This is a genomic window from Mesorhizobium sp. M1D.F.Ca.ET.231.01.1.1, from assembly GCF_003999155.2.
Lineage (GTDB): Bacteria > Pseudomonadota > Alphaproteobacteria > Rhizobiales > Rhizobiaceae > Mesorhizobium.
Map to the genome: position 1 here is coordinate 19,529 of NZ_RZOZ02000022.1, position 14,000 is coordinate 33,528.

General features: G+C 59.1%; 9 protein-coding genes, 5 pseudogenes and 1 riboswitch. Of the genes and pseudogenes, 9 read left to right on the forward strand and 5 right to left on the reverse strand.

Translation table 11 applies throughout. The features are described 5' to 3' along the window. Positions 1-341: 341 nt before the first annotated feature. A pseudogene (locus tag EN874_RS31405) lies at positions 342-1,772 on the forward strand (NAD-dependent succinate-semialdehyde dehydrogenase). 146 nt (positions 1,773-1,918) lie between these two features. Here EN874_RS31405 and EN874_RS31410 read toward each other — a convergent pair. The 3 genes from EN874_RS31410 to EN874_RS31420 all read right to left on the reverse strand — a co-directional run bounded on the left by EN874_RS31410 (position 1,919) and on the right by EN874_RS31420 (position 4,788). Next, positions 1,919-2,167 carry a DUF982 domain-containing protein gene (locus EN874_RS31410; RefSeq protein WP_126101873.1) on the reverse strand — a complete coding sequence of 83 codons (249 nt, stop codon included), beginning with the start codon at positions 2,165-2,167 and terminating at the stop codon, positions 1,919-1,921. 235 nt (positions 2,168-2,402) lie between these two features. Further along, positions 2,403-2,705, reverse strand: coding sequence for a DUF982 domain-containing protein (locus tag EN874_RS31415; protein ID WP_126101874.1), 303 nt, complete (start codon positions 2,703-2,705; stop codon positions 2,403-2,405). Positions 2,706-3,159: 454 nt separating this feature from the next. Continuing rightward, complete coding sequence (locus EN874_RS31420; RefSeq protein ID WP_245460087.1) at positions 3,160-4,788, reverse strand: EAL domain-containing protein; 1,629 nt, start codon at positions 4,786-4,788, stop codon at positions 3,160-3,162. Positions 4,789-6,268: 1,480 nt separating this feature from the next. Between EN874_RS31420 and EN874_RS31425 the strand changes: the two genes are divergently transcribed. After that, on the forward strand, positions 6,269-6,697 hold the full coding sequence (locus EN874_RS31425; protein WP_126101875.1) for a hypothetical protein: 429 nt from the start codon (positions 6,269-6,271) through the stop codon (positions 6,695-6,697). 93 nt (positions 6,698-6,790) lie between these two features. Here EN874_RS31425 and EN874_RS31430 read toward each other — a convergent pair whose 3' ends face one another. Next, positions 6,791-7,465, reverse strand: coding sequence for a DUF309 domain-containing protein (locus EN874_RS31430; protein ID WP_245460088.1), 675 nt, complete (start codon positions 7,463-7,465; stop codon positions 6,791-6,793). Between the two features lie 62 nt (positions 7,466-7,527). Here EN874_RS31430 and EN874_RS31435 point away from each other — a divergent pair. Both EN874_RS31435 and EN874_RS31440 read left to right on the forward strand, forming a co-directional pair. After that, positions 7,528-9,178, forward strand: a pseudogene (locus EN874_RS31435) (MFS transporter). A gap of 41 nt (positions 9,179-9,219) precedes the next feature. Next, positions 9,220-9,468 carry a DUF982 domain-containing protein gene (locus EN874_RS31440; protein ID WP_126101876.1) on the forward strand — a complete coding sequence of 83 codons (249 nt, stop codon included), beginning with the start codon at positions 9,220-9,222 and terminating at the stop codon, positions 9,466-9,468. Positions 9,469-9,663: 195 nt separating this feature from the next. On the opposite strand, the pseudogene EN874_RS34660 reads toward EN874_RS31440, so the two are convergent. After that, positions 9,664-9,780: pseudogene (locus tag EN874_RS34660) on the reverse strand (IS5/IS1182 family transposase); the annotation flags it as partial. Positions 9,781-9,856: 76 nt separating this feature from the next. Here EN874_RS34660 and EN874_RS31450 point away from each other — a divergent pair. The 5 genes and pseudogenes from EN874_RS31450 to EN874_RS31470 all read left to right on the forward strand — a co-directional run. Further along, positions 9,857-10,136 (forward strand): annotated as a pseudogene (locus EN874_RS31450) (phasin family protein); the annotation flags it as partial. Positions 10,137-10,643: 507 nt separating this feature from the next. After that, on the forward strand, positions 10,644-11,342 hold the full coding sequence (gene queC, locus EN874_RS31455) for a 7-cyano-7-deazaguanine synthase QueC (protein ID WP_126101878.1): 699 nt from the start codon (positions 10,644-10,646) through the stop codon (positions 11,340-11,342). Next, positions 11,342-11,698, forward strand: a complete 357-nt coding sequence (gene queD / locus EN874_RS31460) for a 6-carboxytetrahydropterin synthase QueD (RefSeq protein WP_126101879.1) — start codon at positions 11,342-11,344, stop codon at positions 11,696-11,698. Before queC ends, queD begins: the two co-directional genes overlap by 1 nt. Next, positions 11,695-12,433 (forward strand): annotated as a pseudogene (queE, locus tag EN874_RS31465) (7-carboxy-7-deazaguanine synthase QueE). Before queD ends, queE begins: the two are co-directional and overlap by 4 nt. A gap of 277 nt (positions 12,434-12,710) precedes the next feature. Next, positions 12,711-12,827, forward strand: a riboswitch (TPP riboswitch). 104 nt (positions 12,828-12,931) lie between these two features. Further along, positions 12,932-14,000, forward strand: a 1,069-nt coding sequence (locus tag EN874_RS31470; protein ID WP_189342946.1) for a phosphomethylpyrimidine synthase ThiC, incomplete at its 3' end; no start/stop codon positions are given.

Below are 14,000 nucleotides of genomic sequence, written 5' to 3' on the forward strand. Positions count from 1 at the left end.
TCACGACACGCCTTGCGGCCCCGATGCGATACCTGAGAGGGACGGCGCTGCAAGCGCTACGAGCCGGGGCGACGAGAAGTTGATCGCTTGGGGCAAATGGGGGCCCAGGACGAAGCCGGTATAGAACGGTTCGGCCTCGCCGGTTCAGACGGAAGCGGGCCGTCGGCCTTTCCCGCGGCAGGTCCACCCGGCCCAAGGATGCACGATTTTCGTGAGAGGTGGTCCTATGCAAAAGCCACACGTGGGCAGTAGATGTCCCCCCGGCCGGACAGGCCAAGAGCTTTAAGGAATCGACATTGCCGCTGCTCCCGCCTTTGATCCGCCACCTCAAATCTCCTGACCTGTTTGGCAGCCTTGACCGCCTGCCGGCGCTTGGCAAACCAGTCAGTGAGCGCACATTTGTGGTCCTCACCCATCGACAGGCGAAGTGCTGGCAGAGCTTCCCGACATGGGCGTCGAGGAGACACGCACTGCGATCGATAGAGCATATAGAGCGCAGCCTGGATGGGCGGCATTGACGGCCCGTGAACGCAGCGACGTTCTGTGGCGCTGGCATCAGCTGATTATCGACCACGCCGATGACCTTGCCGCGAGTATTGACCGCGGAAATGGGCAAGCCCCTTGCCGAGGCTAACTCGGAAGTGTCGCATGCGGCGGCGTACCTGCAATGGTACGCCGAAGAGGCCAACCGCATCTATGGCGAGACGATCTCCGCGCCATCGACGGACCGTCGCCTGCTGGTGATCAAGCAGCCGATCGGCGTCGTCGGCACGATTACGCCGTGGAATTTCCCGGCCTCCATGGTGGCGCGCAAGATCTCGCCGGCCTTGGCCGCGGGCTGCACGATCGTGCTGAAACCCGCTGAACAGACGCCGCTCGTGGCGGGTGCAATGTTTGCCCTTGCGCATGAGGCTGGCTTTCCCGAAGGCGTGGTCAACCTGATCTATGCGTCTGAAGGCGATGCCGTCGGCCGTGAACTCTGCACAAACCCCAAGGTCCGCAAGATCAGCTTCACCGGCTCGACCGAGGTCGGCCGACTGCTCATGCGCCAATGCTCGGACCAGATCAAGAAGGTCAGTCTCGAGCTCGGCGGCAATGCGCCTTTCATCGTCTTTGACGATGCAGTCGTCGATGCGGCAGTCGACGGTGCTATCCAGGCCAAGTTCCGCAACGCGGGTCAAACCTGCGTTTCCGCAAACCGCCTTTACGTCCAATCGGGCGTTCACGATGAATTTGTCGACAAATTCGTGGAGCGGGTTCGCCAGCTCCAGGTTGGTGACGGTTTCGATCCAGGTGTCGCCATTGGCCCGCTGATCGACAGGCATGCGCTCACCAAGATCGAATCGCACATCGCCGATGCCGTCGCAAAAGGCGGTACAATTCGCCGCGGGGGCGAACGCATTGGCAAGGATGGCACGTTTTTCCAACCGACGGTCCTCACTGAAGTCTCCAGCGAGATGACCATTGCGCAAGAGGAGACATTCGGGCCGCTGGCCCCAACCATTCGCTTCGACGATGCGGATCAGGTTGTGCACGAGGCCAATGACACGATCTACGGCCTCGCCGCTTACTTCTATGCCTCGAACCTGCTGCGTGTCTGGCGTGTGGCCGAGGCATTGGAGTATGGCATGGTGGGCATCAACACGGGACGCATGTCATCGGAAGCCGCACCCTTCGGCGGGATGAAGCAGTCCGCCATCGGACGGGAGGGTTCGCGCCACGGGCTCGAGGATTACCTCGAAATGAAATACCTCTGCATGGGCGGCATCTGAAGCATCCGCATGTCAGCCGTCAGATCTTTGCTCTCAAGCTTCCGCTCGCCACCCGAGAACCGAATTCGAACTGAAGAGCCATCATGGTTGCAACCCAAACAGCTGTCCCTGATGGTCAGTCAGCAGTTCCTGAGCATCCCGGCTTTCTAATCGCCGCGAAGTATCTTTGCTTCAAGCGCGGCTGCCACGAAAGCTCTTCGAGCCGCTGCTGGATAAGTCTCCCCACGCAACACCTGCAGACAGGCGTCCATCGCGGCCTTCCGTTTCACGGTCTGACGTTGAAGATCCCGTAGCAAGATAGCGGCCGCGTCATTGACCTCGAACACGATCCGCTCTGAGCTGTGGTGGCTAACCTGAACAACGACTGGCCTCTCAAATCTGCTCAAGCCGGTCATTTCTCCGCTCCTGTGAGGCGAATAGGCCTCGGTCGCACTTCTTTGCCGAGCCGAATCGGCTCGCTGCATCTTCGTCGCTGAACTTAGCCACTCGCGACCGATGTGCGGTTGTCTGATTCACGGCGAGATTGCGTGAGACTGCCGTTTTGCCGTTAATGTCGAGACCTGTTCCTGCTTTCGGCTATCCCTGAAATCCCGACACAATGCCCCCCTCAGCGTGCCCCGTGCCAGACTCCTATACCTGCACTTTTCCACGGCCGGACTTGCAGGCAGAGAGCCATTGCATGGCGGAAATTGCATCTTCCAATATGGCGGCCCGTTTCGCAAAGCCGAAAAAGGCATTGCGCGCTGCGCTTACAGGTTTTCGCCCATCGTATGCGTCATAGCAGGTCCTGAGGGCGGCTTCGTGGATCAGGTCTCTGCGATCTTCTGGCCATTCATTGAGGAAGTCGACGGCGTCCGCAAGGCTGGCAATCTCCTGCACGATGTAGGTTGCACGCTTCACAAAAACTGGGCTGCTGAAAGCCTCTGGGTTCATTCGTTCCTCCCGACCTGCTGAACAGCTGGTTTGCGTGAACAGGTGCCTCATCGACAACTCGCCGACCATTGCAGAATGTGTTGTCAGAGCAATGACGGTTTAAGAGGAAAGCAGCGGCGTACGAAACGCTTGATACATCCTCCGGCGTTGACCCGCCACCAGGATCCGGCACCGCCTCTCGGGAAAAGGTGGCTCATATGAATGCCGAGAGATCGCGCGATCTCCAAAACTGGCCTCAGCCTCAAACGTCGCTGCGACCAGCCGCTCCTTCTCCTCCCGAAACCAGCGCCGGCGCCGCTCGACCGACGTGATCACCTCGATCTGATGCTTCGTCACAGGGCTACTTCCAGTGCTCGCATGGACTTGCGGCCTTCAGCCTACCTGAGCAAGGCGGTCGTCACCGTCGAGATACGAGACAACCAGACCATCGCCGCCAAAGTGTCGGTCCTGCTATTTAAGTATCTAGCTCCTGACCAACCGGCTCCGCGGCAATGCCAGGAATTTCGCTTATCCGGACAGGTTTCCCGATTAAATAGCCTTGAGCTTCATCACATCTGACGCATCGCAGATAGTCGAGCTGTTCGGGAGTTTCTACGCCTTCGGCTGTTACCTCAATTCGAAGCTCATGTGCCAACTCAACCAATGATCTTACAATCGCGGCACAGTCCGCATCGGTGAGCATATCCTGGACAAAAGATCGGTCGATCTTGAGCCGCGAAAGCGGCAATTTACGAAGATAGGTCAGTGATGAATAGCCGGTGCCAAAATCGTCAAGAGCAACTGTGACGGATAGGGAAATTAACGATTGTAATAATGAAATCGTTTCTTCAAAATTCGAAATCAGCACAGTTTCTGTGATCTCGACCTCGAGTCTTCGGGGGTCCAAACCGGCTTCAGCCAAGGCCACTACAATTCCATCCAGCAAGGCTTTATTCCTAAGCTGCACTACCGACAAGTTGACGGAGACCCGCAAGTCGCGCGGCCAGCGCGCCGCTGCCAAACAAGCCGTTTTGACGACCCAGTGTCCGATGGAGTGAATCAAATCCGTTTCTTCAGCGATGGGTATGAACTCTGTCGGAGGGATCTGGCCAAGGGTCGGATGCTGCCATCGCAGAAGCGCTTCAAAACCTCGGATGCGATCGCTCCCGAGGTCGAGAAAGGGTTGAAATGCGAGCCAAAGCTGGTCGTTGGCAAGCGCAGATGCCAGATCGCGTTCAAGGGCATGGCGCCTGGCAGCAGCTTCATCGTCGCTTGGGCTGAAAAACTGGATGGACCCCGCCCCCAGCGTCTTAGCCCTGTGTAGCGCGGTATCGACGCACCGCAGGAGTTGGTTGGCATCCAAACCGTCAGTGGGCGCCAAAGCGATACCTATAGAGGCCCTGCAATATATTTCGCGCCCTTCGATCAAGAACGGGGCGCGCATGGCCTCTATGATCTGTTTGGCCAAGGACCTGATTTGATCTGGCCTGATATCGCGCGTAGCGATTATTGCAAATTCGCCGCCCTCCAATCTCGCAATGCCATCGCTCTCCCGCGTCGATCTCCGAAGTCTCGCAGCCACTTCAACCAAAAGGGCATCCGCCATGGCTCGGCCAAAGCGATCATTCACCTCGGCAAAATTGTTAAGATCGAACAAAAGCAACGCAAAGTGCTGGTCAAACTGCTTTGCGTCCACCAACGCGTTCTCCAGCCGCTCGTTGAAGCTGAACCGGTTTGGCAAACTCGTTAGAACATCCCTGCGAATGGCATTTTCGCTTTCCGCTTGCAGAATGAAGCGTCGGGTAAATTCGACCGCGTGAGCGAGCACTGCGCGAAACAGCGTGATGGCGTAGCTCACTATCAGGATTGCGACGAGCAGATTGATGGCGCCTTCCACCCACGCAATCGCAAGCATCGAACCGACGAAGATCGGCAGCGTATACGCGACGGCCGCAATGGGAATCGTGTAAAAAGAAGCGGCACCGCCCGCGATCATCCCGGCGCTCAGGCAGGTAATGACAACCTGGGCGGCACTTGTTGCCCCGCTGAAGAACAGAACGGGAAGTGCTCCCCACCAAGTGCCGAACAGGAAGGCGTTCCGCACCAGGTTTTGTGTTGCTCGGCGAGACACCGACCGGGTTTGACTGACTGAAACGATGATCTCGCTCTTAGGCCTACGAACCCAGCGGCGGCGATGATGACACTCGCCCAGAGGATGGCTTTCGTTTGGTCGGGCGAGCCCCAAAGCGCCATAACAAGAGTGGCCGCATTGAGTATGTTCGCAACCATGCCAAGAGGCGTGTTGCGAAGCACGATACTGACCTGCTCCGCCCTGATTCGGCCGGCAAGTGGTTCGATCGTCGAGGGCCCGCCAAAAGCCCGCAAATCTCCCGCCAGAAGGTCACCGAACCTTGCGGCAGACCGACGCTGCATCACTCTTTCACTCCCCCGCGCTAGAGTAGGTGCTTCGTGTGGGTCCCTAGCACAGAGCAATTCGGAAAAAGTAAATTTCAACCGCGAAATTTGGATACCCAAGTTGCGAAGCCAAGAGCTCCCAAAATTCAAAGATAGCGAAAATCGCGATGCTCCCTTAGGACATAGCCGACCTAACCTGATCCATGTTTTCGTAATTGTGGCGGTTGGCGAATCGGGCTTTCTGTTTCGACGCATGCCAGGCTAAGCTGGCTCAATGAGCCGGCTTATACTCGAAGGGATCGAAATTCGTCGATGGTTTCGATCTCGCCGTCTTCGAGTTCGTCGATCGGGAGAAAACCGCTATCCCGACCGCGTACGTCTCGATGCAGAATGGGCGCGCCGGGCGCGCCGTAAATGGGAACGCCTGATTGTAGGCTTTGCAGTATGTTTGCCTCAGGCTACGGGCGTGAGGCGGACCCAGCGGAGGCCGTCTATGTCGAGCTACGCTTGCGGTCGACGATGTCGCCGGCGGAGCTCGAGGTCCAGCGCAGGGGCTACGCTGCCGCTCTACACTGACGACCGGTGATCCAGGCAATCGAGCAGGGTGCCCACGCACCACCCCGCGCGTCTGGATCAACGACAATGAGGGCTGTGGAACAAGCCTGGTCAGCGCCACCTCTTGCGACTTCTCAACCCGGTGAAGGGAAGCCGAGGCGATGTGCCCCAAGTGCGGCTTTGGGATTGCCGAGCGGTTGTCGAGCGGCAATCTGTGCCCGGCCACTCGTGCCACCCGGCATGCTTCCATCAACAGCATGAATCGATCGCTCGTGATCGATTCCGAAAATGCGTTGGACGCGTCTGATGCACTCGGGAACATGGAGGTATGGATAGGAGCGGCCACCATCTTCATTGCATTCTGAATCTTTTGCGGCTTCGCGATGGGCCCAGCAAAGGCGACTGCGTGGGCGATATGATCGTCATGACGATCATGCTGACAGGACAAGAGATCGGGAGCGTAGGCCCAGGCGTCGGAGGTGAGCAGCTCTCGTCATGGCTTGGACGGCGGCAACGTCTCCGAAAACCTTTGGAGAATGCGTGGCTGCGGGTGGACGAAGGCGTGCGCTCCGCCTAGAGGACACTCGCAACTCCCCTAAATCCACGAGATCACCATGAGGCAGCCGCAGCGCCCCTTTGTCGTCGAGATCAAACAGAAGCGTGAGCTCGTGAAGCGGCCACAGTCGATCTGGGGCGGCATCGACCTGGCTGCCATCGCGAACGAACTCTCCGAAGCGAAGAAGGAAGGTGCGATCGCTGAAGCGACGCCGCAGCCGATTTTTGCCGAGGATGGTCGTCCACAGCCCATGCCTACCACCGGCGAAGCTGCATCCGATGCCAAGGACGAGATCGTACCCGACGGATCGCTTCCCAAGCCGCCGACGGTTGAGGAAGCGCCGATGGCGGAAGCATCGCACGAACAGACTGGGCGCAGACGAACCCGCAAGTTAAAGCGGTGGCAGAAAGATGTTTCTTTGCCGCGAGGTCAACGATGGAAGCGGCGCCTGCCATGGGTCCTCCGCCAGAGCCGGGCTCAGCGGTAGGTCGACTGCGCCAGGATTGAAGCCCTTGTCAAACTGTTCACGACAGACGCAGCAGTGCGTCCAAGTAACGAAGACGTCCGTACTGGCCATCCATCAGCTCCTCTCGGAGTTCGGTGCGAGAATGAAATCGAAAACGGGCTCAGGCAGCTGGCCAGGCATCGGCTCTCGCAAAGCAGTCGGGAACGTTGTGGCCGCTTCGGCCTCTGCCGCGAGCGCGGCAGGTGTGATTCCGAGTGCGGCCTCAAAGGGCCGGCTCGGCAGAAGCGCCACCCGACGAAAAAGCCCTGCAGCTCTTGCCGCATGCCGCAAGGCAGCGGCCCGCTTTCCCTCGCGGATCTTCACCCCGGCCGCCGCCAACAGGATCAATGCCTTGAAGAACAGGCGATGCTGGGCGCTTTGTTTCGCAGCATGCCAAAGAGGCTCCCAAGCCTCATGAGCTTCCCAGTAATACCCGTGGTTGAAAAGGTCGATTCCCCATCGGAACACGTTTGAACTGAGTGATTCCTCGACTGTAACAAGGGTGACCGGGTCGCTTTGATAACTGTGACCCAACGGGTCGCGAACCGGATGTGGATGTTTGCCAGGCAGGTATGCGTAGCCCGGAAAATTCTTTTCAGGCAGCAGGCGAGGACGTGACATGGACCCAGCAATCATGAAAGCGCGTTGGTGGCAATTCCAGATAAAGCAATCGCTTGCGCCAGAGTGCCAGCGGTAAAGAAATATCTTGCGCTGCCCCGACAAAATGCGCTCATGGTGCCATTCCTCCATGGGCACGTGGGCCGGGAGGGCACCTCTAACACGACCGATAGACCAAGGGAGGGCTCAACCCAATGAGCAGGGTGGCGCGCGAAGATGCGAGTCCGGCTTCGTCGGCGACATTTGCGCCGCTCGAGAATGCGACCTTTCGTTCGATCTGGCTTGCCACACAGGTCGCCAGCCTTGGCTGGCTCATTCAAACCGTCGCCATCAGTTGGCTGATGGCGACCATTTCGACGTCGGACGTCATGGTCGCCTTGGTGCAGGCTTCGACCACACTGCCCGTATTCGTCCTGTCGATTATCGCCGGGGTCCTGGCTGACAACTACAGCCGCCGCAATCTCATGTTCGCCGGCTGGTTGCGCGATAGCATTGTCCTCGGCGATGCTGACTGTTCTTGCGGCCGTGGGGATTTTCAATCCATGGATGGTTCTCGCATTCAGCTGTTTGGCCGGAGCGGGAGCCGCGTTCACCGATCCTGCCTGGCACGCGTCGGTGGGCGATATCTTGCGAAAACGCGAAGTCCCAGCCGCGGTCACGCTGATCTCGGTTGGATACAACGCCGTTCGAAGCGTCGGCCCGGCGCTCGGTGGCATCGTCGTTGCCTCCTTTGGACCTCTGACAGCTTTCGCTGTGGCGACGCTGACCTATGTAGCGCTGCTGTGGACCATAGGGCGCCGCAAATGGGATGTTCGCGCCTCACCTCTCCCGCGCGAGCCATTGACCACTGCTATTCATGACGGAGCGCGCTTCACGGCCCTGTCGGCGGAGATCAAGGCGGCAATCGCGCGTGGTGCGCTTTTTGGCCTGACCAGCATCTCCATACTCGCGCTCCTGCCTCTCGTTGCCCGCAATCAACTAGGGGGAGGACCAATCGTTTATGGTGTCCTGATGGCCGGCTTCGGAACAGGCGCCTTGTGCGTCGGCATTTGCAACAATGTCTTGAGGCGGTCTCTGTCCCAGGAGCGGCTGACAACACTGGCATGCATTGCCTGTGCGGCGTGTTGTCTGTCTCTTGCTCTCACTTCCTCAGTGGTGGTGGCGGCTATTGCGCTGGCGCTCGGCGGCGCGGGCTGGGTCGTCACCTGGACGGGGCTCGACGTGAGTGTCCAATTGGCAAGCCCAAGGTGGGTCGTCGGTCGCACGCTCTCGATCCACTATGCCCTTTCGTCTGGCGGTATCGCGGCCGGCAGTTGGCTGTGGGGCACGGTGGCCGAGAACTATTCGCTTACCTTAGCCCTCGAGGTTTCCGCTGTCGCGCTCGTAATGGTCGCGGCCACCGGGTTGCTGATGCCTATCCGTCAATGGCAGGACTCTGATCAGGATCCTTTTGGCTTCGAAACGCCGCAGCTCGCTCTCGACCTGAAGCCGAGAAGCGGGCCGATCGTCGTTAAGATCGAGTACTCAATACCGGAGGCAAACGTCGAAGCTTTCCTGGACCGGATGCAGGAACGACGGCGCGTGCAAAGCCGCGTCGGTGCGCGGCACTGGAATCTCCAGCGCGATCTTCAGGATCCTTCGCTTTGGACAGAAACCTTTCGCGCGCCGACCTGGATGGACTATCTGCGCCTGAACCATCGCCTGACGACCGCGGACAAGGAGTTGGATCAACATCTGTTCGAATTGAACATGGGAATTGCGCCTCGTACCAAGCTTTCAATTGAGCGACCGACCGGGGCAACCCGCAAGCGGGATCAATCGACGCGATTTTTCTTCCGGCTGTGATCGCAGGCTCTGGGTTGGTACGGCTTGGAGGGCGAGGCGAAATGACCGGCTTAACAAAATTTGAGAGGCCAGTCGTGATTCAGATTGGTCGCCATCGCAAAGAACGTTTCGTGTTCGATGTCAATGATGCGGCCACCATCCTCCTGCGGGATTTTGGTCTCCAGACGGAGAAGCGCAGGACAGCTATGGATGCCTGTCTGAAGGTACTACGAGGTGAGGCCTATCCACCCACCGCCCGCAGGGCCTTCGTCACGGCCGCGCGCGAAGCAAATATCCTACGCGGCGATTGACGGGTCAAAAATCATATCGTTCATGAGTTCCTCTATCAGCTGAACGAGCGTTTAAGACGTCGCGCCCGCGTCGTCCGACGCTGACCGAAGCGGCGTGAAAATATGTAAAGAGCCGCTTTGGCAGTCAAGAATGCACCGGTCTGCGTCTTCGGCAACGCCCGCAAGTAGCGGAAAGTCTTCGCCCGAAATCAGTCCGATCTCCTGGGTGAACGCGCCGATCTTTTGAATCGCGCCCTTAAGCTTCGGTCCGACACAGCCGCGGTCGGCGAAGACGTGTCGCAGCCACGGCCCGCGTTCGAGAAAGTTCTTGAGGTATTCGTGCAGCACGAGGTGCAGCCCACTCGCGCAAATTCATGTCAGCTTCATAAATCCGTTGCTGCGATTTCGTGAAATGGCCAAGACCACCAGCAACGAGATGCTCCTGAAGACGATTGCGGCTCTGCAAGCCAATGCCGAAGCCGGCTTCACGCACCTCGAAGCTTTGGTTGCCGTGAAGTCGCCGTCCGAGTTCTTCGAACTGCAAAGCGCATTCCTGCGCAAACAGATCGAGAAGTCCGCTGAGCAGGCCAAGGCCATCCAGGCATTGATGTTGAGAGCTAGCGAGGAACGTATCCAAGCCGATCAAGGATGCCTTTGAGAAGGCTTTGAAGGAACGCAAGGCCGCCTGATTCTTTAAGGCAACCCGAGACCGAAAGTCAGTACCTCGTCCACTGAGACACCTCGCGCCGGTCTTCTTCCATCTGGTCGGACGGCTTTGTCTGCCCGACCGCATCGCAGTGACGTCGTCCTCACGATTTTCGGCGCCTCTTGGCCTCTAGTTCCGGTGGGCATTAGTCGCGGTTCTCCTCGCTGTAGCGGACAAGCCGCGCGATTTGTTCATGCAATGAGATGGTGCGCGACCAGTCGGGGAATGCACCGCTTGTCGCCGTCTCGACAATCGCGCTGCGCACCGGTTTGGGGGGCTCCTACCAATGCACGAAGGTCGCGGCGACCCCAGCCGCTTGGCGGTCGACGATGCGCGACAAGTCGCGTGCAAGTCGTGTTGGGGACGCTGACACCAAGGTACGTGCGCCTCAATCGCGTCCACCCATTCACAAAACCGGCTCCGTGGAGTACGGGGAACGCAGAGAAATCTCCGGTCGCAGCCTTACCCGGTCAAAACAAGGACTCAAACCATGAATGCCCTCGTCATCTGCTCCGGCGGATTGGATTCCGTTTCGCTCGCTCACAAGGTGGCGACCGAGCAGAAACTCATTGGCCTGCTTTCGTTCGATTACGGCCAGAGGCACAAAAAGGAACTCGGCTTTGCCTCTATCTGCGCCAAACGGCTGGGTGTTCCGCACCAAATCGTCGATATCCGCGATGTCGGCCGGAACCTGAGCGGCTCGGCGCTGACTGATAGTGTGGATGTGCCCGACGGGCACTATGCCGAAGACCCTATGAGGATCACGGTGGTGCCGAACAGGAACGCCATCATGCTGGCTATCGCCTTCGGGGTTGCCGCCGCGCAGCAAGCCGATGCGGTGGCCACTGCCGTGCACGGCGGAGATCATTTCATCTATCTCGATTGCCGGCCCGCTTTTATCGACGCCTTTCAGACGATGCAGAACCACGCGCTCGCAGGTTACGCCGATATCCGCCTTTACGCCCCCTATGTGAATATGTCGAAGGCCGACATCGTTAGCGAGGGGGCAAAGTACGCCACACCGTTCGAGGCGACGTGGTCCTGCTACAAGGGCGGCGCACGTCATTGCGGTCGCTGCGGGACATGCATCGAACGGCGCGAAGCATTCGATCTAGCCGGCATTGCCGATCCGACAGACTATGAGGACGCGGACTTCTGGCTCCACGCTGTCCAGACAAGGAGCGCGTGATGTTTCGCATTACCAAAGAGTTCCACTTCTCGGCCTCGCATCAGCTCACCTCCTTGCCATCCGATCATCAGTGCGCGCGTCTACACGGCCACAACTACATCGTCGTAGTGGAACTTTCAGGTGGAGAACTGGACGAACATGGCTTTGTGCGCGACTACCAAGACCTGGCGGCGCTCAAGCACTACATCGATGGGACGTTCGACCATCGGCATCTTAACGACGTCCTGGGGCATGACCGTGTCACAGCGGAATGTCTGGCCAGGCACTTCTACGACTGGTGCAAGGTGCGGTTACCACAAACCTCCGCCGTGCGGGTGAGCGAGACGCCGAAAACCTGGGCGGAATACCGGCCATGACCTGCGCGTTGCAGCCCGGAATCCGCGTGAGCGAGATTTTTGGGCCGACCATTCAGGGCGAAGGAATGCTGATCGGCCTGCCGACGGTGTTCGTAAGAACGGGCGGGTGCGATTATCGCTGTTCCTGGTGCGACAGCCTGCATGCGGTGGACAGTCGCTTCCGCTATGATTGGGAGATGATGTCAACCGATGATGGTCTGGCAAAAGGTCATTTCGTTTTCCGGCGGTCAGCCCGTGATGGTGTCGCTGTCGGGCGGCAATCCGGCCATCCAGCCGCTTGGCCGGTTGATCGAGCGCGGGCATGGTGAGGGCTACCGCTTTGCGTTGGAAACCCAAGGCTCGGTGCCTAAGCAATGGTTCGCGGATCTCGACGTGCTGGTGCTCAGCCCCAAGCCGCCCTCAAGCGAAATGACGACAGATTGGGCCGTGTTCGACACCTGCGTCGAGGCTGCGCAGGATAAGCCGCGGATGGCGCTCAAGCTCGTCGTCTTCGACGATGATGACTATGCCTATGCCAAAGACGCGGCGGCGCGCTACCCGCAATTACCCGTCTATCTGCAGCCCGGCAACCACACGCCGCCGCTTCCCGGTAACGAAGACGCGTTCATCGACATGGCCGGCGTGATGAAGCGAATGGAATGGCTGGTCGAAAAGGTGATCCGTGACAGGTGGTTCGAGGCGCGTGTACTGCCGCAGCTTCATGTTCTGCTCTGGGGGAACAAACGGGGCGTCTAGCCACGCGGAAGGATTGCCGATGACGAGCAAGACAGACATCTAAAGCAATCTCACCCAATTGGGCGATAGCAACGTCGGTTCGGCAAGCCCGAAATGCCGTGCTGGAAAAGGTTTCGAATCCGCATGATGGTTCGCCTATCGTGGGCGCTTCGCCGCTCCTCTAGGGGTGACTTGTCCCCGACGCATGCGCGAGCTTTTCTGCCCGGTCTGATTGGCCGCCGATCAGCGCCGCGGGCCAAATGCGCTTGACAAAATAGCGCCGGCCCGTTCAATTCGGCGCATTCACCAGGGGAGTCCCGGCAAGGGGCTGAGATACTGCTGGCTTTCGCGGCGCAGTGACCCGTTGAACCTGATCCAGTTCATACTGGCGTAGGGACGGTGCAAGCGCTTTTGCGGGAGTTTACGCCCGATATCCTGTTTCGGCAGGTCGACAGAAGCGTCTTTTCATCCTTCCGGCACAGAACTGGGTCTCCAATGCATGAGCAAAGGAGCCTCACGATGAATGCCCTCACCCCCGCCGTATCGACGGGACCGCTGCCCGCCTCACGGAAAATCCACAAGTCCGGCGTCCTTTATCCGCACATCAAAGTGCCGATGCGAGAAATCTCCGTCCATCCGACGGCGGGTGAACCGCCCGTCACCGTCTATGATCCGTCCGGCCCCTATACGGACCCGACTGTCGAAACCAGCATCGAAAAAGGCCTTGCCCGGCTTCGCCATGAATGGATTACGGCACGCGGCGATGTCGAAGCCTATGACGGCCGTCATGTCCGGCCGGAAGACAACGGATTCGCGGCGGGCGAGCGCCTGACACCGGAATTTCCCGTTCGCAACCGGCCGCTCAGGGCCAAGGCCGGCAAGGCGGTGACCCAGCTTGCCTATGCGCGCGCCGGCATCATCACGCCAGAAATGGAGTTCGTAGCCATCCGCGAGAATCTCGGCCGCGAGGTGATGCGCGGCAAGCTGCAACGCGACGGCGAAGCCTTCGGCGCGGCGATCCCAGATTTCGTCACACCCGAATTCGTGCGCGACGAAGTGGCGCGCGGACGCGCAATCATTCCCGCCAACATCAACCATCCAGAGAGCGAACCGATGATCATCGGGCGAAATTTCCTGGTGAAGATCAACGCCAACATCGGTAACTCGGCTGTCACATCATCGATGGCCGAAGAGGTCGAAAAAATGGTCTGGGCGATCCGCTGGGGCGCGGACACGGTGATGGACCTGTCGACCGGCCGCAACATCCACAACATCCGCGACTGGATCGTGCGCAATGCGCCGGTGCCGATCGGTACGGTGCCGCTCTATCAGGCGCTGGAAAAGGTCAACGGCATCGCCGAGGATCTGAACTGGGAGGTCTACCGCGACACGCTGATCGAGCAGGCCGAGCAAGGCGTCGACTATTTCACCATCCACGCCGGCGTGCGGCTGCACTACATCCCGCTGACCGTCGACCGGGTCACGGGCATCGTCTCGCGCGGCGGCTCGATCATGGCCAAATGGTGCCTGCACCATCACCGGGAGAGCTTCCTCTACGAGCATTTCGAGGAGATCTGCGACATCGCCA

What these genes read in the sequence shown, in the direction of transcription:
- EN874_RS31410 (WP_126101873.1), bottom strand. Translation starts at nt 2,167, where the DNA reads ATGACCGGCTTGAGCAGATTTGAGAGGCCAGTCGTTGTTCAGGTTAGC.
- EN874_RS31415 (WP_126101874.1), bottom strand. Translation starts at nt 2,705, where the DNA reads ATGAACCCAGAGGCTTTCAGCAGCCCAGTTTTTGTGAAGCGTGCAACC.
- EN874_RS31425 (WP_126101875.1), top strand. Translation starts at nt 6,269, where the DNA reads ATGAGGCAGCCGCAGCGCCCCTTTGTCGTCGAGATCAAACAGAAGCGT.
- EN874_RS31430 (WP_245460088.1), bottom strand. Translation starts at nt 7,465, where the DNA reads ATGGAGGAATGGCACCATGAGCGCATTTTGTCGGGGCAGCGCAAGATA.
- EN874_RS31440 (WP_126101876.1), top strand. Translation starts at nt 9,220, where the DNA reads ATGACCGGCTTAACAAAATTTGAGAGGCCAGTCGTGATTCAGATTGGT.
- queC (WP_126101878.1), top strand. Translation starts at nt 10,644, where the DNA reads ATGAATGCCCTCGTCATCTGCTCCGGCGGATTGGATTCCGTTTCGCTC.
- queD (WP_126101879.1), top strand. Translation starts at nt 11,342, where the DNA reads ATGTTTCGCATTACCAAAGAGTTCCACTTCTCGGCCTCGCATCAGCTC.